This window comes from Streptomyces sp. NPDC050164, assembly GCF_044459945.1.
Lineage (GTDB): Bacteria > Actinomycetota > Actinomycetes > Streptomycetales > Streptomycetaceae > Streptomyces > Streptomyces coeruleorubidus_A.
Window position 1 is genome coordinate 143,116 of the sequence record NZ_JBITJK010000013.1, and the last position, 21,121, is coordinate 164,236.

General features: G+C 71.3%; 19 protein-coding genes, 5 tRNA genes and 2 pseudogenes. 16 read left to right on the forward strand and 10 right to left on the reverse strand.

All coding sequences use genetic code 11. The annotated features are described in order from the left end of the window. Positions 1-72: 72 nt before the first annotated feature. Positions 73-375: pseudogene (locus ACIBNA_RS19775) on the reverse strand (lasso peptide biosynthesis B2 protein); the annotation flags it as partial. Positions 376-453: 78 nt separating this feature from the next. Then, positions 454-801: pseudogene (locus ACIBNA_RS19780) on the reverse strand (asparagine synthase-related protein); the annotation flags it as partial. 463 nt (positions 802-1,264) lie between these two features. Here ACIBNA_RS19780 and ACIBNA_RS19785 point away from each other — a divergent pair. From ACIBNA_RS19785 to ACIBNA_RS19810, 6 genes are all read left to right on the forward strand, one after another. Further along, positions 1,265-1,996: an HAD family hydrolase gene (locus tag ACIBNA_RS19785; RefSeq protein WP_399166468.1), complete on the forward strand. Its 732-nt coding sequence runs from the start codon at positions 1,265-1,267 to the stop codon at positions 1,994-1,996. A 91-nt stretch (positions 1,997-2,087) separates the two neighbouring features. Beyond that, positions 2,088-2,159 (forward strand) — tRNA-Gln (locus tag ACIBNA_RS19790). Positions 2,160-2,199: 40 nt separating this feature from the next. Next, a tRNA-Glu gene (locus ACIBNA_RS19795) sits at positions 2,200-2,272 on the forward strand. 40 nt (positions 2,273-2,312) lie between these two features. Further along, a tRNA-Glu gene (locus tag ACIBNA_RS19800) sits at positions 2,313-2,385 on the forward strand. Positions 2,386-2,405: 20 nt separating this feature from the next. Continuing rightward, a tRNA-Gln gene (locus tag ACIBNA_RS19805) sits at positions 2,406-2,477 on the forward strand. Positions 2,478-2,505: 28 nt separating this feature from the next. Beyond that, positions 2,506-2,578 (forward strand) — tRNA-Glu (locus ACIBNA_RS19810). Between the two features lie 132 nt (positions 2,579-2,710). Here the strand turns inward: ACIBNA_RS19810 and ndgR are convergent. After that, positions 2,711-3,427: an IclR family transcriptional regulator NdgR gene (gene ndgR / locus ACIBNA_RS19815; protein WP_010044585.1), complete on the reverse strand. Its 717-nt coding sequence runs from the start codon at positions 3,425-3,427 to the stop codon at positions 2,711-2,713. Between the two features lie 197 nt (positions 3,428-3,624). Between ndgR and leuC the strand changes: the two genes are divergently transcribed. The 4 genes from leuC to ACIBNA_RS19835 all read left to right on the forward strand — a co-directional run bounded on the left by leuC (position 3,625) and on the right by ACIBNA_RS19835 (position 6,936). Beyond that, positions 3,625-5,055, forward strand: coding sequence for a 3-isopropylmalate dehydratase large subunit (leuC, locus tag ACIBNA_RS19820; protein ID WP_399166469.1), 1,431 nt, complete (start codon positions 3,625-3,627; stop codon positions 5,053-5,055). Positions 5,056-5,060: 5 nt separating this feature from the next. Next, the gene (gene leuD / locus ACIBNA_RS19825; protein ID WP_399166470.1) at positions 5,061-5,654 is read left to right on the forward strand and encodes a 3-isopropylmalate dehydratase small subunit; all 594 of its coding nucleotides are present in this window, start codon (positions 5,061-5,063) and stop codon (positions 5,652-5,654) included. A gap of 276 nt (positions 5,655-5,930) precedes the next feature. Then, positions 5,931-6,161 (forward strand): hypothetical protein, encoded by a 231-nt coding sequence (locus ACIBNA_RS19830; RefSeq protein ID WP_399166471.1) that lies wholly within the window; start codon positions 5,931-5,933, stop codon positions 6,159-6,161. A gap of 136 nt (positions 6,162-6,297) precedes the next feature. Beyond that, positions 6,298-6,936 carry an HU family DNA-binding protein gene (locus ACIBNA_RS19835; protein ID WP_399166472.1) on the forward strand — a complete coding sequence of 213 codons (639 nt, stop codon included), beginning with the start codon at positions 6,298-6,300 and terminating at the stop codon, positions 6,934-6,936. Positions 6,937-7,007: 71 nt separating this feature from the next. On the opposite strand, the gene ACIBNA_RS19840 is transcribed toward ACIBNA_RS19835, so the two are convergent. Both ACIBNA_RS19840 and cofC read right to left on the reverse strand, forming a co-directional pair. Next, positions 7,008-7,211, reverse strand: coding sequence for a hypothetical protein (locus ACIBNA_RS19840; protein ID WP_010044574.1), 204 nt, complete (start codon positions 7,209-7,211; stop codon positions 7,008-7,010). 9 nt (positions 7,212-7,220) lie between these two features. Then, the gene (gene cofC / locus ACIBNA_RS19845; RefSeq protein ID WP_399166473.1) at positions 7,221-7,859 is read right to left on the reverse strand and encodes a 2-phospho-L-lactate guanylyltransferase; all 639 of its coding nucleotides are present in this window, start codon (positions 7,857-7,859) and stop codon (positions 7,221-7,223) included. A 159-nt stretch (positions 7,860-8,018) separates the two neighbouring features. On the opposite strand from cofC, the gene ACIBNA_RS19850 reads away from it, so the two are divergent. Genes ACIBNA_RS19850 through ACIBNA_RS19860 form a run of 3 tightly spaced genes read left to right on the forward strand, consistent with a single transcriptional unit; the run spans position 8,019 to position 11,064 of the window. Continuing rightward, positions 8,019-8,840: a lysophospholipid acyltransferase family protein gene (locus ACIBNA_RS19850; RefSeq protein WP_399166474.1), complete on the forward strand. Its 822-nt coding sequence runs from the start codon at positions 8,019-8,021 to the stop codon at positions 8,838-8,840. Continuing rightward, a complete protein-coding gene (locus ACIBNA_RS19855; RefSeq protein WP_274819975.1) occupies positions 8,837-9,847 on the forward strand; it encodes an NAD(P)H-dependent glycerol-3-phosphate dehydrogenase in 1,011 nt (336 codons plus the stop codon). Before ACIBNA_RS19850 ends, ACIBNA_RS19855 begins: the two co-directional genes overlap by 4 nt. Positions 9,848-9,906: 59 nt before the next feature. Beyond that, positions 9,907-11,064: a D-alanine--D-alanine ligase family protein gene (locus ACIBNA_RS19860; protein ID WP_274819977.1), complete on the forward strand. Its 1,158-nt coding sequence runs from the start codon at positions 9,907-9,909 to the stop codon at positions 11,062-11,064. Between the two features lie 27 nt (positions 11,065-11,091). On the opposite strand, the gene ACIBNA_RS19865 is transcribed toward ACIBNA_RS19860, so the two are convergent. Both ACIBNA_RS19865 and ACIBNA_RS19870 read right to left on the reverse strand, forming a co-directional pair. Further along, entirely contained in the window at positions 11,092-11,613 is a 522-nt protein-coding gene (locus ACIBNA_RS19865) for a DUF3515 domain-containing protein (RefSeq protein ID WP_399166493.1), read from the reverse strand. Between the two features lie 20 nt (positions 11,614-11,633). Next, positions 11,634-11,867, reverse strand: coding sequence for an Lrp/AsnC family transcriptional regulator (locus ACIBNA_RS19870; protein ID WP_003997603.1), 234 nt, complete (start codon positions 11,865-11,867; stop codon positions 11,634-11,636). A gap of 206 nt (positions 11,868-12,073) precedes the next feature. On the opposite strand from ACIBNA_RS19870, the gene ACIBNA_RS19875 reads away from it, so the two are divergent. Together ACIBNA_RS19875 and thiD are read left to right on the forward strand one after the other, a co-directional pair. After that, positions 12,074-13,039, forward strand: a complete 966-nt coding sequence (locus ACIBNA_RS19875; protein ID WP_399166475.1) for a thiamine-phosphate kinase — start codon at positions 12,074-12,076, stop codon at positions 13,037-13,039. Continuing rightward, on the forward strand, positions 13,036-13,827 hold the full coding sequence (gene thiD / locus ACIBNA_RS19880; RefSeq protein WP_399166476.1) for a bifunctional hydroxymethylpyrimidine kinase/phosphomethylpyrimidine kinase: 792 nt from the start codon (positions 13,036-13,038) through the stop codon (positions 13,825-13,827). Before ACIBNA_RS19875 ends, thiD begins: the two co-directional genes overlap by 4 nt. A gap of 86 nt (positions 13,828-13,913) precedes the next feature. Here the strand turns inward: thiD and rpmB are convergent, their stop codons facing one another. Then, the gene (gene rpmB / locus ACIBNA_RS19885; protein WP_003993230.1) at positions 13,914-14,099 is read right to left on the reverse strand and encodes a 50S ribosomal protein L28; all 186 of its coding nucleotides are present in this window, start codon (positions 14,097-14,099) and stop codon (positions 13,914-13,916) included. A 247-nt stretch (positions 14,100-14,346) separates the two neighbouring features. Here rpmB and ACIBNA_RS19890 point away from each other — a divergent pair, with 247 nt between their 5' ends. Next, complete coding sequence (locus tag ACIBNA_RS19890; RefSeq protein ID WP_399166477.1) at positions 14,347-16,212, forward strand: DAK2 domain-containing protein; 1,866 nt, start codon at positions 14,347-14,349, stop codon at positions 16,210-16,212. 25 nt (positions 16,213-16,237) lie between these two features. On the opposite strand, the gene ACIBNA_RS19895 is transcribed toward ACIBNA_RS19890, so the two are convergent. Both ACIBNA_RS19895 and ACIBNA_RS19900 read right to left on the reverse strand, forming a co-directional pair. Then, positions 16,238-19,267: a tetratricopeptide repeat protein gene (locus ACIBNA_RS19895; RefSeq protein WP_399166478.1), complete on the reverse strand. Its 3,030-nt coding sequence runs from the start codon at positions 19,265-19,267 to the stop codon at positions 16,238-16,240. Next, positions 19,264-21,102, reverse strand: coding sequence for an HSP90 family protein (locus ACIBNA_RS19900; protein ID WP_399166494.1), 1,839 nt, complete (start codon positions 21,100-21,102; stop codon positions 19,264-19,266). The genes ACIBNA_RS19895 and ACIBNA_RS19900 overlap by 4 nt, the downstream gene beginning before the upstream one ends. Positions 21,103-21,121: the final 19 nt, after the last annotated feature.

The following is a 21,121-nucleotide window of genomic DNA, read 5'->3' on the forward strand; positions in this document are numbered from 1 at the left end:
AACATCACCAACTCGGAGCGCCGTGTCGACCCCGTTGGGGACGTTCCGGTTCACCCTTCACGAACACCGAGCTCAGTGATCGGGGTGCTTGCGGGGTGCTGGGCCGATGGTCAGATCTTCGGCTTCGACCCAGGCGTGGGCGGCGAAGGGCTGGGTGCGCACGCCTGTGCACCAGGTCGGCCACACACCCCGGAACCGGCAGAGCAGAGCGGTGGCGATGGAGCGTTGCAGACAGTGCTGCCCGGCGCAGCGCAGGCTGACCGACACCACCAGGCCCGCCGAACTCAACTGGGCGAGGATGGCTTGCACGTCCTGTCCGGCCTGCTCGGGCGGAATCGGGCGCGCTGCCATCGAGCAGCAGCCGCAGCACGCCCGTGCCGGTGGTGTTGAGTTGCCGGTAGCGGCCGGTGCGCAGGTGCAACAGGACGGTGCCGTCGTCGGTTTCGGTGGTGACTACGTCAGGGTGCAGGAGCAGGGGCATCGTGTTCCCTGGGCTGAGGGCGGGTCGGACGCCAGTGCGCAGCCAGAGTTCGCAGCGAGCAGGGCTTCCAATGCGAAGACCGTGGTGAGGTCGCGCTGGGGAGCCAGGAGGCGGTTGCGCAGCGTGTCGACGTCGATGAGCCCGCGCCGGGCCAGAGCGGAGTCGGCGAAGAAGTTCAGGATCGCGGGCAGGTTGCCGGCGAGTCCCTGGCGCAGGTCCTGACCGAATTCGCCCTTGGTGGCCCGGCCCAGGATCGCCGTCGGCACGATGCCGCGCATCGCCTCGGCCAGCAGTGGTTTGTAGCGCCGTGGATCCGCCTGCTCATAGGGCGGTGTGCCTCAACACCTGGCGGATCAGGTCGAGGCCCGCAGGGGTGATCCAGGATGGGGCCCGCTGCGGCCGGGCCCTGTGAAGGTTGTCCGCTTGGTCGTGCCACCACCCGGCCACGGTTCCCGGGCGCAGCAACCCCGTCAGCGCTGGACACAGTGGCCAGTGCTTGAGTGCCCGGTTCTGGCGCAGCCGTCGGATCGCGAGCATGGGGCGGTGCCGCAAGCGCGTTGTGGCGCAATCGGGCGGCCGCGCGCATGGTGAGCATGGGCTGCTCGGCGTCTACCGGGATGTTCTCTGTGTCGAAGATCGACGGAAGCTCGCGCTGTGCCGGCCTGCTCGGCTACTCCACAAGGGAGGAGGCCGAGGATCTCAAGTGATGTTCCACGGGACCGCGTAACCTTCGTCACGATCTGTACAGGCGACAGGCTGGTACGCCGCGGTTACCGTCGGATCATGAGCATCCGCGCCGTGGTCTGGGACGTCGACGACACCCTCTTCGACTACACCACCGCCGACCGCCTCGGCATGCGCGCCCACCTGACGGCCGAGGGCCTGCTCGACGACTACGGCACCGTCGAGCAGGCCATCACCCGCTGGCGGGAGATCACCGACCTGCAATGGGCGCGCTTCGCGGCCGGTGAGGCCACCTTCGAGGACCAGCGGCGCGACCGCGTACGGATGTTCCTCGGCCAGGACCTCACCGATGCCGAGGCCGACGCGTGGTTCAAGCGGTATCGCGCCCACTACGAGGCGGCCTGGGCCCTCTTCCCGGACGTCCTGCCCGTCCTCGACGCCCTCGCCGCCAGCCACCGGCACGCCGTGCTGTCCAACTCCAGCATCCACGTCCAGGACCGCAAGCTGCGCGCCCTCGGCGTCCACCACCGCTTCGAGAGCATCCTGTGCGCGGCCGAGCTCGGCGTCTCCAAACCCGAGGCCGGGGCGTTCCTCGCGGCCTGCGCCTCCCTCGGCCTGCCGCCGCACCAGGTCGCCTACGTCGGCGACCACCCGGAGATCGACGGGCGGGGTGCCGCCGACGCCGGGCTGCTGTCGGTGTGGATCGACCGCGGGGGTGCGTACGCCACGATCGACCCGCCCGTCGGGCCGCACCGCATCGCCTCCCTCGCCGAACTGCCGTCCCTGCTGGGCGGGGATACTCGTTTTGGAGCCCCGTCCACCTTCGGGTAATGTTCTTCCTGCGCCGCGGGGAGCGGGCCGGAAGGCAGGAACCCCCAGGCGCACTACTAGAACAAGATCCCCCCAGGGGCTTGCGTTCCAGTGGCCTATGGTGTAATTGGCAGCACGACTGATTCTGGTTCAGTTAGTCTTGGTTCGAGTCCAGGTAGGCCAGCTCGCAGAGCTCATCTGCACCAGCGGATTCCGATCCGCAAGCCCCCGTTGTGTAGCGGCCTAGCACGCTGCCCTCTCAAGGCAGTAGCGCCGGTTCGAATCCGGTCGGGGGTACTGGTTCCGAAAGATCGACGATCAGCTCGGGACTGCTAGGGCCCCCGTTGTGTAGCGGCCTAGCACGCCGCCCTCTCAAGGCGGTAGCGCCGGTTCGAATCCGGTCGGGGGTACTGACTGGTCTAAACCACATTGGTCTATGGTGTAATTGGCAGCACGACTGATTCTGGTTCAGTTAGTCTTGGTTCGAGTCCAGGTAGACCAGCTCGGACCTGCGGAAACGCAGAGTCCACGCCCCCGTTGTGTAGCGGCCTAGCACGCCGCCCTCTCAAGGCGGTAGCGCCGGTTCGAATCCGGTCGGGGGTACGTACAGGGAAGGCCCTCCACTTCGGTGGGGGGCCATTCTCGTGCTTACCTCAGGGGCGCGGGGATGACGCCTGGTCGGGGAAGGCCTGCCGCGGCGTTGAGGCCGACCCTCCCCGGACACGCTCCCTTGGTTCAGCCGGTGCGCCGCAACGCCTCGGAGAGGCGCCCCGCCGCATCGATCACAGCCTGCGCATGCATACGGCCAGGATGACGCGTCAACCGCTCGATGGGCCCGGACACCGACACGGCGGCCACCACACGGTTGGAAGGCCCCCGCACCGGCGCGGAGACGGACGCGACCCCCGGCTCGCGCTCGCCGATCGACTGGGCCCAGCCCCGGCGCCGTACGCCCGACAGGGCCGTCGCCGTGAAGCGTGCGCCCTGGAGGCCGCGGTGCAGCCGCTCCGGCTCCTCCCAGGCGAGCAGGATCTGCGCCGAGGAGCCGGCCTTCATCGTGAGCGTCGAGCCGACCGGGACGGTGTCCCGCAGTCCGGACAGACGCTCCGCCGCGGCGACGCAGATGCGCATGTCGCCCTGGCGGCGGTAGAGCTGCGCGCTCTCGCCCGTGACGTCACGGAGGTGGGTGAGGACCGGGCCCGCGGTGGCGAGTAGACGGTCCTCACCCGCGGCCGCGGCCAGTTCTGCCAGGCGAGGGCCGAGAATGAAACGGCCCTGCATGTCGCGCGCCACCATGCGGTGGTGCTCCAGCGCCACGGCCAGGCGGTGGGCCGTGGGTCGTGCCAGTCCGGTGGCGCCGACCAGGCCCGCGAGGGTGGCCGGACCGGACTCCAGAGCGCTCAGGACGAGGGCCGCCTTGTCCAGAACGCCGACGCCGCTACTGTTGTCCATGAAACGATACTTGCGTCTCACTCTGTGAAACGCAAGTTCAAATTCTCGTGGAACCCGCCACTCTGGAAGACACGAAGTCACAGCGGCCCGTGACGTGCGGGTCTGGCGGCGGTTGCCCGATAACGCAGGGGCGCGGGCCCGCCTCTTCAAGATCTCTAGTTGGGTCGGCGGATCGTCGTCGGCCGGAGGGAACAGCGATGGGTAGGACACTCGCGGAGAAAGTCTGGGACGACCATGTCGTCCGTCGCGCGGAGGGCGAGCCCGACCTTCTCTTCATCGATCTGCACCTGCTGCACGAGGTGACCAGCCCGCAGGCCTTCGACGGCCTGCGCAAGAGCGGCCGCAAGGTGCGGCGCCTCGACCTCACCATCGCGACCGAGGACCACAACACCCCCACCCTCGACATCGACAAGCCGATCGCGGACCCGGTGTCCCGGATCCAGCTGGAGACGCTGCGCAAGAACGCCGCCGACTTCGGCGTGCGGCTGCACCCGCTGGGCGACGTCGAGCAGGGCGTCGTGCACGTCGTCGGCCCGCAGCTGGGCCTGACCCAGCCGGGCACCACCGTCGTCTGCGGCGACTCGCACACCTCCACGCACGGCGCCTTCGGCGCGCTGGCGTTCGGCATCGGTACCTCCCAGGTGGAGCACGTGCTGGCCACCCAGACGCTGCCGATGTCCCGCCCGAAGACCATGGCGATCACGGTCGACGGCGAACTGCCCGAAGGCGTCACCGCCAAGGACCTGATCCTCGCGATCATCGCCAGGATCGGCACCGGCGGCGGCCAGGGCTACGTCCTGGAGTACCGCGGCGAGGCCATCGAGAAGCTCTCGATGGAAGCCCGGATGACCATCTGCAACATGTCGATCGAGGCCGGCGCCCGCGCGGGCATGATCGCCCCGGACGAGACCACCTTCGCGTACCTCAAGGGCCGCCCGCACGCTCCCGAGGGCGCGGACTGGGACGCCGCGGTCGAGTACTGGAAGACGCTCAGGACGGACGACGACGCCGAGTTCGACGCCGAGGTCGTCATCGACGCCGCCGAACTGTCGCCGTTCGTCACCTGGGGCACCAACCCCGGCCAGGGCGCACCGCTTTCGGCGTCCGTCCCCGACCCTGCTTCGTACGAAGACGCATCGGAGCGCTACGCCGCCGAAAAGGCCCTGGAATACATGGGGTTGGAGGCCGGGCAGCCGCTGCGCTCCATCAAGGTGGACACCGTCTTCGTAGGCTCCTGCACCAACGGCCGCATCGAGGACCTGCGCGCCGCCGCCGAGCTGCTCAAGGACCGCAAAGTCGCCGACGGCGTACGGATGCTGGTCGTCCCGGGCTCCGCGCGGGTGGGTCTCCAGGCCGTCTCCGAGGGTCTGGACGTCGTCTTCAAGGACGCCGGCGCCGAGTGGCGGCACGCGGGCTGTTCGATGTGTCTGGGCATGAACCCCGACCAGCTGGCCCCGGGGGAGCGCTCCGCGTCCACCTCCAACCGCAACTTCGAGGGCCGGCAGGGCAAGGGCGGTCGTACGCACCTGGTGTCGCCGCAGGTCGCGGCCGCTACCGCCGTCCTGGGCCACCTGGCCTCCCCGGCCGACCTGTCCGCCGCCGACACCCGTACGCCCGCTGGAGTCTGAGAACCATGGAAGCCTTCACCACCCACACCGGCCGGGCCGTCCCGCTGCGCCGCAGCAACGTCGACACCGACCAGATCATCCCCGCCCACTGGCTCAAGAAGGTCACGCGGGACGGGTTCGAGGACGGGCTGTTCGAGGCCTGGCGCAAGGACGCGTCGTTCGTGCTGAACCAGCCCGAACGCAAGGGCGCGACCGTCCTGGTCGCCGGCCCCGACTTCGGCACCGGCTCCTCCCGCGAGCACGCCGTCTGGGCGCTGCAGAACTACGGCTTCAAGGCCGTGATCTCCTCCCGCTTCGCCGACATCTTCCGCGGCAACTCGCTCAAGAACGGCCTGCTCACGGTCGTTCTGGAGCAGAAGATCGTGGACGCGCTGTGGGAGCTCACCGAGAAGGACCCGCAGGCCGAGATCATCGTCGACCTGGTCGCCCGGGAGGTCCGCGCGGAGGGCATCACCGCCTCCTTCGAGCTGGACGAGAACGCCCGCTGGCGGCTGCTGAACGGCCTCGACGACATCTCGATCACCCTCCAGAACGAGGCGGACATCGCCGCGTACGAGGCCAAGCGCCCGGCGTTCAAGCCGCGGACGCTCCCGGTCTGATCCGAAGCACGATCCGCCGCCCCTGAACAAGGCGACTTTCGGCCACCACAACCCCCCTCTGTACCCCCGATCAGCCCGATCGGGGGTACAGCCGTTTCTGCACCCGAACGGCCCTGCCGGACCTGAGCTGGGCACTCAACTTCCCACGTTATGCCGGTGGTTGTTGGGGTACGCGAGATGTACAGCCGTGACGTACGTGTGCGCCCGGAAGACCGTTTGAGGCGGCAGTTGTCCCCTGCGCAGGCGACAACTCGCCCCAGATGGCACAATCTGTGCATGGAACACGACGGCCAACTCGAGCTCTATGCGGCAGTCGCGGGCCAACTCAAAGAAGCGCACGCAAGAGTGCGCGCACTGCAAGTCCCGGAGGGCGTACGGATGGCGCTGACCCGGAAGCTGCTGGTCATTACGGCCGCGGCCAAGCACGATCTCGCCGACGCGGCAAGGCGGCTTGAGCGGTTCACCACGGATCTCGACGAGGGACGTCTCCCCGACGAGGAACGCTGAACCGCACGACACCGTCGAGTTCGTTGCGGCACAAGGGTGATAAGCCCGTTTCGTGTTTGATTTGCGGTATATATCTGCCTAACGTGCGAAAAAGCTTGAACACTTTCGTTCTGGCGATGTCTCCGAAGGGGAAGACGTGAACAAGGCGCAGCTCGTAGAAGCGATTGCCGACAAGATGGGCGGCCGACAGCAGGCCGCCGACGCTGTCGACCATGTACTGGACGCCATCGTCCGCGCGGTCGTCGCAGGTGAGAGGGTCTCCGTCACCGGCTTCGGCTCCTTCGAGAAGGTCGACCGTCCGGCCCGCTACGCCCGTAACCCCCAGACGGGCGAGCGGGTTCGGGTCAAGAAGACCTCCGTTCCGCGCTTCCGCGCGGGCCAGGGCTTCAAGGACCTGGTCAGCGGCTCGAAGAAGCTGCCGCGTGGCGGCGAGGTCTCCGTCAAGAAGGCCCCGAAGGGCAGCCTGACCGGCGGCGCCGGCGCGACGGTCAAGAAGGCCGCCGCGAAGAAGGCGACCGCCAAGACGGCCGCCGCGAAGAAGACCGCGGCGAAGAAGGCTCCGGCGAAGAAGGCCACCACCAAGACGGCGGCCGCGAAGAAGACCACGGCGAAGAAGGCCCCGGCCAAGAAGACCACGACGGCCAAGACCACCGCCGCGAAGAAGACCACCGCCAAGAAGGCGCCGGCGAAGAAGGCGACCGCCAAGAAGGCGCCCGCCAAGAAGTCGACGGCGCGCAAGACCGCCGCGAAGAAGACCACCGCCCGCAAGAAGTAGGGGCGCTGGGGCACTCACGCGCCGGGCCGGACTCCGTACGGAGTCCGGCCCGCGGTGTGTTCGTGGAGTGGTCAGAGGGTCTGGAGGGTCACCAGAGTGATCCTGAGGTCCTCCTTCGCGCCCTCCACCTCGATCCGCACCCGCTGCCCCGGGCGCAGCAGCCTGAGACCCCCCGCGTCGAACGCCGCCGCGTCGAAGGGCACCGGGGTGCCGTCGTCCAGGAGCACCTGCCCGCTGCGGCTTTCGGGGTCGTACGTGTACGCGGTCGCCTGCATGGCCGCAGCCTACTGCCCGGGTATCAGCAACCGCGCGGCGGCCGCGGCCGTATGAGGGCCGACCCCCAGGGCCAGCGCGGTGCGCAGGTCGTCGCCGGTGTCCACGTCCTGGCGTACGGAATCCACGGCGGCGAGAGGCAGTTCCACGGCCCCGGACGCGCGGTGCCGGGCCCGGGAATCGATACCGAAAGTCGGGAACAATTGCCGTCCCGGGGTGGCGGCCAGCAGAGTCGTACCGATTGCGGCCGCGTCCGGGAGAAATGCGCGCGGGAATTCAGCGGCGGCGTCGAGTACCCGGGCCAATTCCGGCGGGCGCAGCGCCGGCAGGTCGGCGTTCAGTGCGGCCACCGGACTTTCGGGACGTGCCGACCGGACGGCCCCCGCCGCGTGTGCGAGGGCGGCGTTGAGGCCGCTTCCCGGTTCGTCGGGGATGATCGCCGCGCCCAGTGCGGCCAGCTCGCGGCCGGCTCGGGCGTCGTCCGTGACCACTGCCACATCACGCACTGCCGGGCAGGCCAGTGCGGCCGCCACCGTGTCCTGGGCGAAGGCGAGCGCCAGGTCCGGCCGTAGCCCGTCGTCCGCGGTGTCCGCAAGCCTGCTCTTGGCCTGGGCCAGGGGCTTCAGGGGTACGACCAAGGTCCACTGCACAGATGTTCCGTCCCTCTCTTGTCGCGGTCATTGTCACCCGGGGCCACCGGCGCCAGGTGTGTCGGGGCGTACGGTGTTCTCGACAGACCGGCGGCCGGGGGCGACACTTGTGCGGCCCCCCGGTGGCCCCCGCTTCAGGCCTTAGAGGAAGGTGTCCGCGTGCCCCGCCGCAGAATCGGCTTCTGGTACCGCTTCGCCGCGGTGATCTGCAAACCGCCGCTGGTGGTTCTGCTCAGGCGGGACTGGCGCGGAAGCGAGCACATTCCGGCCGAGGGTGGATTTATCACCGCGGTGAATCACAATTCGCACATCGACCCCTTCGCTTACGCGCACTTTCAGTACAACACCGGGCGCGTCCCGCGATTCCTCGCGAAGAGCGGGCTTTTCAAGAAGGGATTCGTCGGCGCCGCGATGCGAGGCACCGGGCAGATCCCCGTCTATCGCGAGAGCACGGACGCGCTGAGCGCCTTCCGGGCCGCGATCGACGCCGTGGACCGCGGGGAATGCGTCGCCTTCTATCCCGAGGGCACCCTCACCCGCGACCCGGCCGGCTGGCCCATGACCGGCAAGACCGGGGCCGCCCGCGTCGCCCTCCAGACAAAGTGCCCGGTGATCCCCGTCGCCCAGTGGGGCTGCAACGAACTGCTGCCGCCGTACGCGAAGAAGCCGCACCTTCTGCCGCGCAAGACGCACCAGGTGCTCGCCGGACCGCCGGTGGACCTCACGCCGTTCTACGACCGGGAGATGACCGCGGAGGTCCTGAAGGAGGCCACGGAGGTCATCATGGCCGCGATCACCCGCCAGCTGGAGGAGATCCGCGGCGAGAAGGCGCCCGAGACGCCCTACGATCCGCGCAGGGAGCGGATCGAGCAGCGGCGCCGCACCCAGGCGCAGACACAGCGGGGCGGGCAGCAGGCGGCATCGCAGGTGCAGTCGGCACCTTCGGCACAGTCGGCACAGGAAGAGGGGCTGGGCAAGTGAGCAAGCCGGTCAAGGCGGCGGTCCTGAGCGCCGGTTCGTGGGGCACGGCCTTCGGCATGGTGCTCGCCGACGCCGGGTGCGAGGTCACCCTGTGGGGGCGCCGCCCGGAGGTCGTGGAGGCGATCAACTCCACGCGCACCAATCCCGACTACTTCCCGGGCGTCGAACTCCCGGAGAACGTGCGGGCCACCACGGACCCGGCACAAGCCGCCGCGGACGCCGACTTCACGGTCCTCTCGGTCCCCTCGCAGACCCTGCGCGGCAACCTCGCCGACTGGGCGCCGCTGCTCGCACCCGGCACGGTCCTGGTGTCGCTGATGAAGGGCGTCGAACTCGGCTCCGCGATGCGGATGAGCGAGGTCATCGACGACGTCGCGAAAGTCGGCCCGGACCGCATCGCCGTGGTCACCGGACCCAACCTGGCCCGCGAGATCGCCGCGCGGATGCCGGCCGCCGCCGTGGTCGCCTGCACCGACGAGGCCGTCGCCCAGCGGCTCCAGGCCGCCTGCCACACGCCGTACTTCCGCCCGTACACCAACACCGACGTCGTCGGCTGTGAACTCGGCGGCGCGGTCAAGAACGTCATCGGCCTGGCCGTCGGCATCGCGGACGGCATGGGCCTCGGCGACAACGCCAAGGGCTCGCTCATCACCCGCGGCCTCGCCGAGACCACCCGGCTCGGCATCGCGCTCGGCGCCGACCCGCTGACCTTCTCCGGACTCGCGGGCCTGGGCGACCTGGTGGCCACCTGCTCCTCGCCGCTGTCCCGCAACCACACCTTCGGCACCAACCTCGGCAAGGGCATGACCCTCCAGGAGACCATCGCGGTCACCAAGCAGACCGCCGAGGGCGTCAAGTCCTGCGAATCGGTGCTGGATCTGGCCCGCAGGCACGGCGTCGACATGCCCATCACGGAGACGGTCGTCGGCATCGTGCACGAGGGCAAGCCTCCGGTGGTGGCCCTCAAGGAGCTGATGTCGCGCAGCGCGAAGCCGGAACGACGCTGAGCGACGCGGGTTCTCGGGCGCTGTATCCCGGCCCTACCAACGGGTACTCTCAACGCGATATGAGCACCGAGAACCTCCCCCAGAGCCCCGAGCAGCCGTCTCGTAAGCCGCGTGTGGCCGTCGTGTTCGGGGGGCGCAGCTCCGAACACGGGATCTCCATGGTCACCGCCGGAGCCGTCCTCAAGGCCATCGACCGGACGAAGTACGACGTCCTGCCGATCGGCATCACCCGAGAAGGCCGCTGGGTGCTCACCGCCGACGAACCGGAACGCATGGCGATCACCGAACGCCGCACACCCAGCGTCGAGGAACTCGCCGAGTCGGCCGAGGGCGGCGTGGTGCTCCCCGTCGACCCCGCCAACCGCGAAGTCGTCTACAGCGAGCCGGGATCGGTCCCCAAGGCGCTCGGCGAGGTCGACGTGGTCTTCCCGGTGCTGCACGGCCCCTACGGCGAGGACGGCACCCTCCAGGGCCTCCTGGAGCTCTCCGGCGTCCCGTACGTCGGTTCGGGCGTGCTCGCCTCGGCCGTGGGCCAGGACAAGGAGTACATGAAGCGGGTGTTCACCTCGTTCGGGCTCCGGGTCGGCCCGTACGTGGTCATCCGCCCGCGCGAGTGGGAGCGGGACGAGTCCGCCGCCCGCAAGAAGATCGTCGACTTCGCCGGCGAGCACGGCTGGCCGCTGTTCGTGAAGCCCGCGCGCGCCGGTTCGTCGATCGGCATCACCAAGGTCGACGACCTCTCCGGCCTCGACGAGGCGATCGCCGAGGCCCAGCGGCACGACCCGAAGATCCTCGTGGAGGCCGCGCTGCGCGGCCGCGAGATCGAGTGCGGCGTCCTGGAGTTCGAGGACGGCCCCCGGGCCTCCGTCCCCGCCGAGATCCCCTCTCCCGAGGCGCACGCGTACTACGACTTCGAGGCCAAGTACATCGACTCGACGCCGGGGATCGTGCCGGCGCCTCTGACGCAGGAGGAGACGGCCGAGGTGCAGCGCCTGGCGGTCGACGCCTTCGAGGCGGCGTCCTGCGAGGGCCTGGTCCGCGCGGACTTCTTCCTCGCCGAGGACGGCGAGTTCGTGATCAACGAGATCAACACGATGCCCGGATTCACGCCCATCTCGATGTATCCGCAGATGTGGCAGGCGAGCGGGGTGAGCTACCCGGAGCTGGTGGACCGCCTGGTGCAGGCGGCACTTCGCAGGTCGACAGGACTGCGCTGACTCAGGGGCGCGGGGAAAGCGCGGCGGTCAGGAGGCGATCCCTTCGGGGATCGCCTTTTTCACAGCGGAAGCCAGATCGATCAGGACCCCCGAGCTGTCCACACCCTCCGGCACGGCCACCTCGACATAGACCTCACGGTTCGCCGAGGTGAACCGGTACCCCCCGTCGTCCTGCTTCTCCATCAGCCAGTCGACCCCGTTCACACCCCCGGCGACCGCGTCCGGATCATGCCCATCGGCCACCTTCGGATCGACCATCTTCGGCGGCTGCGGCACACCGCAGCGAAGTATGATCGCCGGGCTGCCCCAGCCCGCCGTCAGCGCCGACGCGGGCTCGGGATCCTCACGACGCTCTCCGTCCACCTTCGCGGGCAGTACCTTGTCCAGGTTCCGGCACAGTTCCGCGACCTTCGCGTCCGGACTGGGAACCGCCGCCGACGCGCTGTCGTCTGCTGAGGAGCAGCCCGCGGCAGTGATCAACAGCGCGAGAGCGGGCAGGCGGAAGAAAACGCGGTACACACAGTGGTGCCGGTGACGGAAAGAGTTCACCGGCACAGGGTAGACGGGGGCTACAGATGGACGACCGGGCAGGTCAGGGTGCGGGTGATGCCGTCCACTTGCTGGACCTTGGCGACCACCATGCGGCCGAGGTCGTCGACGGTGTCGGCCTGGGCCCGCACGATCACGTCGTACGGTCCTGTGACGTCCTCGGCCTGGATGACTCCAGGAATCTTGCTGATCGTCTCGGCGACGGTCGACGCCTTGCCGACCTCCGTCTGGATCAGGATGTACGCCTGTACCACGGAACCTCCAGGGCGGCCACGAGGATCATGTGGGGAAAAGGAACGCCACGGTATCGCGTCGCCGCTCGCCGCGGGGAGACCTGCGGGGACCGGGTCTTGCGCGCCGGGGTGCAGGTCCGGCAGAACTTGACGGTCACTTCGACCGTAACGAGGACCGAAAGGCCTCGCGACCGGGCACGGACAGGGACAGAAGGGGAGAAAGGGCAATGAAGGGCACTGTTGGTGAGCTCGGTGAGTTCGGGCTCATCAGGGAGCTCACCTCCCGTCTGACCACCACCCCGGCGGTCCGGGTCGGCCCCGGCGACGACGCCGCCGTGGTGGCCGCGCCCGACCGCAGGGTCGTGGCCAGTACGGACATCCTGGTCGAGGGCCGGCACTTCCGCCGGGACTGGTCGACGGCCTACGACGTGGGCCGCAAGGCGGCGGCGCAGAACCTCGCCGACATCGCCGCCATGGGCGCCGTGCCGACCGCGCTGCTGCTCGGTCTGGTCGTTCCGGCCGAGCTGCCGGTGACGTGGCCGAGCGAGCTGATGGACGGCCTGCGCGACGAGTGCCAGGTGGCCGGTGCCGCCGTGGTCGGCGGTGACGTCGTACGCGGCGACTCGATCGTGGTGTCCATCACCGCGCTCGGCGACCTGCGCAACCAGGAGCCGGTGACGCGGGCGGGCGCACAGCCCGGCGACCTCGTCGCGGTGACGGGCTGGCTGGGCTGGTCGGCGGCCGGGTACGCGGTGCTGTCGCGCGGGTTCCGCTCGCCGCGCGCCTTCGTGGAGGCCCACAGGCGGCCTGAGCCGCCGTACCACGCGGGTCCGGCCGCCGCCGCGCTCGGGGCGACCGCGATGTGCGACGTGAGCGACGGGCTGATCGCCGACCTCGGGCATATCGCCGAGGCCAGCAAGGTCCGCATCGACATCCGCTCCGGCGCGATCGACATCCCCTCCCAGATGAACGACATCGGGCAGGCCGTCGGCGTCGACCCCATGCAGTGGGTGCTGACCGGGGGAGAGGACCACGCGATCGTGGCGACCTTCCCGCCGGACGTGAAGCTGCCCGCCCGCTGGAAGGTCATCGGCGAGGTGCTCAACCCGTCGGCGCTGCCCCAGGTGACGGTCGACGGGGCGCCGTGGACCAGCAAGGGCGGCTGGGACCACTTCGGGGACATGGAGTCATGATTCCCAACGTCCTCACGGTGGCGGGCTCCGACTCGGGCGGCGGCGCGGGCATCCAGGCCGACCTGAAGACGATGCTCGCGCTCGGCGTGCACGGCATGAGCGTCCTCACGGCGGTGACCGCGCAGAACTCCCTCGGCGTACAGGGGGCTTGGGAACTGCCCGTGGAGGCGGTGCGGGCCCAGTACCGCAGCGTCGTCGACGACATCGGCGTCCAGGCGGTCAAGACCGGGATGCTGGCCTCCGCCGAACTCGTGGAGACGGTGGCCGAGTTGATCGCGGGCGCGCACGCCCCGGCGGTCGTCGACCCGGTGGGCGTCTCCAAGCACGGCGACTCCCTGCTCGCCTCCTCGGCGCTGGACTCCGTCCGTACGAAGCTGCTTCCGGTGGCGACGGTCGCCACCCCGAACCTCGACGAGGTGGCCCAGCTGACGGGCGTGCGCGTGGAGTCGGAGGAGCAGCTGCGGCGGGCCGCGGCGGCCGTGCTCGGGTACGGGCCGCGGTGGGTGCTGATCAAGGGCGGCCACCTGTCCGGGGACGCCGTCGATCTGCTCACGGACGGCTCCGAGGAGCATTGGCTGCGGGCGCCGAGACTCGACAACCGGCACACCCACGGCACGGGCTGCACCCTCGCCTCCGCGATCGCGTCACAACTCGCCAAGGGGCACTCGGTGCCGGAGGCGGTGGCGGCGGCCAAGGAGTACGTCACCGGGGCGATCGCGGCCGGATTCGCCCTCGGCGGGGGCATCGGGCCGGTGGATCACGGCTGGCGGTTCCGGGCCGGTTCCTGAGCATCCGGACACGGCAAAAAGCCGGTCCACCAGAGGTGGACCGGCTCTCTACGGCGAACCAGCAGTGGCCGCGCGCTAGCTGAGCGTCAGCGCGAGACCTTGCCGGCCTTGATGCACGAGGTGCAAGCGTTCACGCGCTTCGGCGTCCCGCCCACCACGGTACGCACACGCTGGATGTTCGGGTTCCAGCGGCGGGACGTACGGCGGTGCGAGTGCGAGATGTTGTTGCCGAAGCCCGGCCCCTTGCCGCAGACGTCGCAGTTGGCAGCCACGGGTCACTCCAAAGACTTCAGATGCACTTACGGTTGATCCCGGCATGCCGGGATCAGGTCGTAGGATCTGAGTGGCGCTGCCAGGGGAATGGCCCGATTTGGATCGGGCAACCGGAGCAGCATACAACGGCTGCGCCCGTAGAACGAAACTACCATGGTCGGCCCGGGACCTCTCCCGGCCCACTTCCGGTGGACACCGCCCCGGGGTCTACGCTGCCTGCCACGTCCAGCAGCTCAGGGAGGCGCAGTGGCGCAGGTGCCGCAGACATTCTTCGATGCTCTCGCGGTGCGCACCTGGTGCGGTCTCGCACTCGAGACGCTGGGGCGGGCGCGTGAGGAGATCGACGCGATCAACGTCTATCCCGTGGCGGACGGGGACACCGGCACGAATCTGTATCTGACCGTGGAGTCCGCCGTCGCGGCGGTCGAGGCCGTGTTCGCGGGGCACGCGGCGCGGTCGGACCCTGAGGGGCCGACGCTGGCCGACGCCGCCCGGGCGATGGCCCACGGAGCGCTCATCGGTGCCCGGGGGAACTCCGGGACGATCCTCGCCCAGCTGCTGCGCGGCATGTCCCAGGTGCTGGCCGACGCCGGGACCGCGCACGCCGATGGCGAGAGAGAGCTTGCCGACGGCCAAGGCCTGCGGCTGGCCCTGCGGCACGCGGCCGACTCCGCCCGGCAGGCCGTGGCCCACCCCGTCGAGGGCACGGTCCTCACGGTCGCCTCGGCCGCCGCCGATGCCGCCGACGCCGCCTGCGGTGCCGAGGGCGACTGCGGGACGGTGGCCCGGGTGGCCTACGAGGGAGCGCGCGCGGCCCTGGCGGCGACCCCGGGCCAGCTGCCCGTCCTGGAACGCGCAGGGGTGGTCGACGCCGGTGGGCGGGGGCTGGTGGCGGTGCTCGGGGCGCTGGTGGAGACGTTCACGGGGGAGAGGCCGCGGGCAGTGACGGCGGGGGCCTTGCGAGTGGGCGCGGGAGCGGCGAGTGCGGTGGTGTCCGAGGCCGGGGTGCCCGGTCAGGCGGACGGTTCGGCATCGGGTGTGCTCGCAGGGCCGGCCGAGGACTCCCAGGACTGGTACGCGGACTCGTGGGGCCCGCACGCGCGCGTGCAAGCCGCCGACGGGCTTGCCCCGGCCCTCGGCGCCCCGCGCGGTGAGTGTGCCGACAGTGCCGCCGCGGGCGACCAGGACGGTCCCGCCTTCGAGGTGATCTACCTCCTGGAGGCCGAGGACGCGGCCGTGGCGCGGTTGCGGGAGCGGCTCGACGCGCTCGGGGACTCCCTCGTCGTGGTCGGCGGCGACGGGCTGTGGAACGTCCATGTTCATGTCGACGACGCGGGCGCCGCCGTCGAGGCCGGTATCGAGGCCGGGCGGCCCTACCGGATCCGCATCACGCACTTCGGCGCCGGCGACGTGCACACCACCGGCGCCGAGCGGCCTGTCCGCGAGCGCGCCCAGCGTGCCGTCGTGGCCGTGGTGCCCGGCGAGGGCCTGGCCGGGCTGTACACCGAGGCAGGAGCGACCACCGTGCTCGCACGCCCCGGGGAGCCGCCCGCGAGCGGCGAGCTCGTACAGGCCGTACGGCGGGCCCACGCGCGCGAGGTCGTGCTGCTGCCCAACGACGCCGAGCTGCGCCACACCGCCGCCGCGGCGGCCGAGCAGGCTCGCACCGACGGCATCCGCGTGGCCCTCATCCCCACCCGCTCGGCGGTCCAGGGCATCGCGGCGCTGGCCGTGCACGAGCCGGAGCGCCGCTTCGACGAGGACGTGGTGTCGATGACCTCGGCGGCCGGCGCGACGCGCTACGCCGAGGTCACCGTCGCCGAACGCCAGGCCTGGACGATGGCCGGCATCTGCCAGGCCGGCGACGTACTGGGCCTGATCGACGGCGACGTGGCCGTGATCGGCTCGGACGTCACGGCCACCGCCGAGACCGTCCTTGACCGCATGCTCGCGGCCGGGGGCGAGATGGTCACCCTGGTGCTCGGCGACGAGGCTCCCGACACCATCACCGAGCATCTGGAGGGCCGGGTCCGCGAGGGGTACCTCGCCGTCGACACGGTCGTGTACCGGGGCGGACGGCAGGGGGCCCTGCTGCTCATCGGCGTCGAGTAGGAGGAGCCGTTCGGTCCGGCTGCTCCTACTCCACGAGTCGGAGTATCTGCTCCGCCTCCGCCCGCCGGGCCCGCACCGCCTCGCCGTCGGCGTCCCCGTCGTCGGTCTCGGTACCGCCGAAGCCGTCGTAGCCGTCGTAGCCGTCGTACGTCGCCAGCACCGCACGCGCGCGTGCTGCCGCGTCGGCCGGGCGGCCCAGGTCCGCCTCCAGCCAGCCCGCCGCGAGCTCGGCGCCGGTGCGGCTGTGCAGGGCGGTGTCCCCGAGGGAGGCGAACACCTCGGCCGACAACAGCACTTGGGACAGGGCCTCCTCGAACACGGCCCGGGCCGAGGCGTCGTCGGCGCCGTCGGCGACGGACCGGGCCAGCAGATCGCCGAACTGCCGGTGGGTGTGCCCGAGTTCGGCGACGAGCTGCTGCCGGGACTCGGCGTCGGCCGCCGTGTCCCGTGCCGCCTCGCACTCCCGGACCGCCTCCGCCATCAGGGCGCGTGCCTCCTCGACTCCCTCCTGCGCGCGCAACGCCAGCCAGGCGCGGGCGCGCAGGGAGCGGATCAGCCCGTGGACGTTGCCGAGTTCGCGCCACAGGTCGCCCGCACGCGCGTAGGCCCGGTCCGCCTCGTCGGCCAGCCCGGCCTGTCCGAGGGACTCCCCGGCCAGGTGGGCGAGGGTCGCGTGGTCGTGCTGTTCGGGCCAGTGCCGGGCGATCTCGGCGGCCTGGAGACGCCGTTCGGCGGCAGCGCGGTGCTCGCCGAGTTCGCTCAGGCAATCGCCGAGCCACCACTGCGTCTGCACGATCGCCCCGTCGCCGTGTGTCTCGGCGGTCAGGTCGGGCAGCGCCGACTCCAGGATCTCGGCGGCCTCGGCCCACCGTCCCTGCCGCAGCAGGAACCCGCCGAGTTGCTGGCGGGCCCAGGCGCCCAGCGTCGCGCCCTCGCCCGCCTCGTCGGCCCGGTGCGAGGCCTCCAGGGCGTGCTGGGCGGCCTCCACGGCATCGCCCCGGTCGCCGACCAACTCGGCGAGCTGGAGGTGCAGCTGGGCCCGTCCGGTCGACTCCAGTTGGGCCCCGCCGTGCTCCAGGGCCGCCCGCAGCGCCCGTTCCGCCTCCGCCATGTCGCCGAGGTGGTGGGCCAGGGAGGCCAGCCGGGCCTCGTACTCCACCGCGAACCACGGCAGCCCCGCCGCGACGAACGCCGCCGCGCCCCGCGCGAACAGCCCCGCGGCCGACTTCAGGTCCCCGCGCAGTCCGGCCAGCTCGGCGAGCATCGCCTGCGCCTCGGCGCCCCGCGCGGCCAGCCGTACGTCCTCCCCGTCCCGCCCGCCCACGAGCGCGAGCACCTCCCGGACAGCGGCTCCGGCCTCGGTGAGGGCCGCTTCCGGCCCAGAACCCGTGGTTTCGCCGAGAACCGTGTTCGGCCCGGCGGCACCCTCTGCGAGACCCTCCCCGGCCCCCGGGCCCCCGGCCTCGTGCGCCCGGCGCAGCAGGATCCGGGCCCGGCCCATCAGGACGGACGCCGTCTGCCGTATCCCGGTGTCGCCGGCGGCGTACAGCGCGAGGATCTCGTCGTAGGGGCCGGACACGGCCGCGAGCGCCGCGTCCACGTCACCCCCGAGAGCGCGTACGTACGCCGCACGCGCGCGTGCCGCCAGGGCCTCTCCGGGGTCGCCCGCCGCCGCGTACAGCTCCGCGGCGCGCTCGAAGAGCGCGGCGCCCTCCGGGCCGAGGCCCATCGCCTCGTGGTCGGCGATCTCGGCCCGGTCGCGCGGGTCCAGATCCACGCCGGCCACGCCCTGCGCGGCTTCGGCGACCGCCGCCCACGCCTCCACGGCGCCCGGCCGCAGGTTGTCCGACAGCCGCCGTGCCTCGGCCAGCAGGGAGGGCAGATCCGGCTGCCCGGTGGCCGCGGCCGTGACCACCGGGGGAGCGGGCGGCGGCACCGGCCGTACCGACCGCACCCCCAGCGGCAGCCGCTCCACCAGCGGGCGCTGCTCCATACGCGCGCGTGCCCGCTCGCTGACGTACGTCGTGTAGTTGCGCTCATCGAAGCGGGCCGCCAGGGCGAGGGCCTCCGCACGCGCGTGCGTGGCCAGTTCCCCGGCGGTCCACTCGCGGCCGGCCGGACCGGGCACCTGCCGGTCACCCAGCCCCAGCCCGGTCAGGCGGTCCATGAGCAGGGCCACCACGCTCATGAACTCCAGCCTGCTCTGCGGCTGCCCGTCGTCGGTGAAGTACGCCGGCCGCTCCGCGAGCAGCTCCAGACCGCGCGCCTCGTTGCCGGTCAGCGCGCAGAACTCCACGTGCTCCGCGTAGGCGCCGCGCATGCTCTCCATGGCCCGCACCAGCCGCAAGCCCCGCAGGTGGTTCGCGCGTGCCTCGTCCAGGCGGCCCAGCCGCAGCAGCGGCATCAGGGAGGAGGCGAGGGCCGCGTGCGGCTCGTGGGCGCAGGCGTACTCGCCCTCCAGCACCGGCCGCCACAGCTCCAGCGCCTCCGCGTCCCGGCCCCGCTCCGCATGCCACCAGCCCTGCCCGTGCAGTTCGCAGGCGTGGCAGTCGGCCATGCTGTCCCGGTCGGCGGCCAGCCACGCGGCGTACGCCCGCTCGGCCCGCCCCAGGTCCCCCACGTGCGCGGCCACGCTGTGCTCGGCGCTGCGCACGGCCCGTTCCGAGTGTCCGGCGAGCCGGTAGCGGTGCTCCATCTCGCCGAGCCACTTCTCGATCGACGCGAGCGGGATGTGCGGCTGGTCGAGCATGCCGGACGACACCCACTTGAAGACCCAGTGCAGCGTGTGGGTCTCGTACTCGTCGAAGTCCTCGGGCCGTTCGTCCCACATGCGCAGCAGGCGCGCGAAGGGGACGAACATCCTGGCCTTCTCGGAGCTGTAGTTGTAGACCTTCAGCTGGTGTCCGAGCGCCTCGATCACGGCGAGCGGGATGTTCAGCTTCTCGGCGGCGGCCAGCAGTTCCTCGGCGCGCGCGTTGCGGGCCGGACCCTCCGGCTGCTCGGAGTTCTCCGCCATCGCCCGGCGCAGGGCGTCGAAGTCCGTGATCTCGCTCATGCCTGACCGTCCTCGCTGTGCGTGGCCCACTCCAGGAGGCCGAGGAACGCGCGGTTGAGCAGCGCCGAGTCGGCGGGCCTGAGCGGCCGCTGCGCCATCAGCAGCGCCTGCCCGTACAGCGACTCCGTGGCGGTGCCGATCAGCTCCGGGTCGTGCAGCGAGCTGATCCGCCGGACCAGCGGGTTGAGGTGGTTGAGCACCAGACGCGCGCGCGGGGCGCCGCCGCGCAGGGAGCCGAGGATGCCCGCCCACAGGTCGTCGGCCTGCGCCTCGGCGTCGGCGCGGGCCTGTTCGTGCCGGGCGTCCCGGTCGTCGAGGTGCAGCGCGGGCAGGGAGAGCGGGTGGAAGGCCCTCAGCACCACATCGCAGCCCAGCGGGTCGAGCCGCGCCCGCGCCGCCGCCAGGAAGCCGGACAGGGCCAGCTCCTCGGCCGGGTCGACCGCATCCAGATGCGCGGTCACCGTGTCGGCGTCCAACTCGGCGACCACGGTGCCCGGCCGCACCGACGGCAGCGCCTGAACCAGCTCGCTGTCGTACGTGTAGCCGCCGTTGATCACGCCGATGCCCTGCGCGGACGCGATCGGCGCGACCTGCCGGTACTCCTCGACGGTCCGCGTGAAGTGCACCACCGGGTGCCGCTGCGCGAACTCCTCCAGGGACAGCCGCCCGTCGGTCGTCTCGAAGGGCAGCCACGGCAGCATCGTGCGCAGCATCTCCCGGTCGTGCCGGGCCAGGGACTTCACGCCCAGGTGGTGCACCGACAGGAACGCGGCCAGCCGCTCCGGATCACCGGCGGCCAGACCGGTCAGCCAGGCCCGGATCCGCTCGCCCAGCGCCTCCCGTACGGCGGCCAGCGTCTCGTCCTCGTACAGCGCCTCGCGCGATGCCGTCGGCCGCAGACTGTCCGTGTCCAGGACACAGCGCACGAAGAACGCCCAGTCGGGCAGCAGCTGTTCGGCCCGCTCGGTCAGCAACATGCCCTTGAGATGCACGCGGTGCCCCGCGCGCTGCGCCGGGCTGACCGCCGACGGCAGCACGTACGCCACCCCGCGGATGCCGGCCAGCGGCACCGCCAGGTCGATCGTGTCCAGCGGGGTGAAGCCGAACAGCTCGTGGCAGTGCCGGGCGAGGGCGACACGGCGGGCGGCCGGGCTCGGATACGACCGGTCCCAGGGCGCCGGGAGGTCGGTGACCGGCTCGTCGCCCACCCGGACGTCGTACGGCAGCAGCGACCCGAAGTCCCGCGCCAGCGCGCTGACCCGCTCGGGCGTGAGCCACTGAGCGGCTCCGGCCCGCGCCACCAGATGCACCGTGGTGCCCGGTTCGGGGCGCTCGGCGTCCGGCAGCGTCCGCACGGTGTACGAACCGTCGTCGGACGCCGTCCACTCCACGGGCGGCGTCCCGGGCGCAGCGGCGCTGCGGCTGACCACCCGGATCCGCTCGGCGACGACGAAACAGGCCAGCAGGCCGATGCCGAACTGCCCGAGGAAGTCGGAACGCGCCTCCTGAAGGCCATCGGCGCGCTTGGAACTGCGCCCGATCGTGGCGAGCAGGTCGTGCACGTCCGCCTCGGTGAGCCCGATACCGGTGTCCTCGACGCGCAGGGCGCCGCCCTCCGCGGACAACCGCACCAGGGCCGGAGCGTCGGGTTCCGCCGCGCGTCTGGCGGTGATGGCGTCCACGGCGTTCTGCAACAGCTCGCGCAGATACACCTTGGGACTGGAGTAGAGGTGGTGGGAGAGCAGGTCCACCAGACCACGCAGGTCGACCTGGAAGGTGTGAGGTGAACGGGGTGGACGGGGTGCCTGGGATGCCTGTGAGCTCTGGGAGTCCATCATCACGGCGCCGGTGGGG